The organism is Mesorhizobium sp. M2E.F.Ca.ET.209.01.1.1 (genome assembly GCF_004010375.2).
Classification (GTDB): domain Bacteria; phylum Pseudomonadota; class Alphaproteobacteria; order Rhizobiales; family Rhizobiaceae; genus Mesorhizobium.
This window is the reverse complement of sequence record NZ_SADP02000570.1, coordinates 1-348: the sequence shown is the minus strand read 5'-3', so window position 1 is coordinate 348 and position 348 is coordinate 1. Positions and strand designations below refer to the sequence as shown.

Sequence of the window (348 nt, the reverse complement as noted above, 5' to 3'; positions counted from 1 at the left end):
ATCGTCCACTTCAACTGCTTCTACCCCAATGTCGATTAATCGGTTCCCTTCTACAACGAGCTCGGCTTCCGCGTGACCGAGTACACCCATGACGCCCAGACCGGTAGACTGTGGGCAGCCTGGACGCACCGCAAGGGCGGCGTCCACGACATCGCCTTCACCAACGGCCTTGGCCCGCGGCTGCACCACGTCGCCTTCTGGGTGCCGACGCCGCTCAACATCATCGACCTGCTCGACCTGATGGCGACCACCGGCTATGTTGGCAACATCGAGCGCGGGCCTGGACGGCACGGCATCTCGAACGCCTTCTTCCTCTACATCCGCGATCCGGACAATCATCGTATCGAG

Annotated in this window: 1 pseudogene; it reads left to right on the top strand. The window is 61.8% G+C overall.

Annotation, left to right across the window (positions count from 1 at the left end):
• Positions 1–348: pseudogene (locus EN852_RS36945) on the top strand (VOC family protein); the annotation flags it as partial.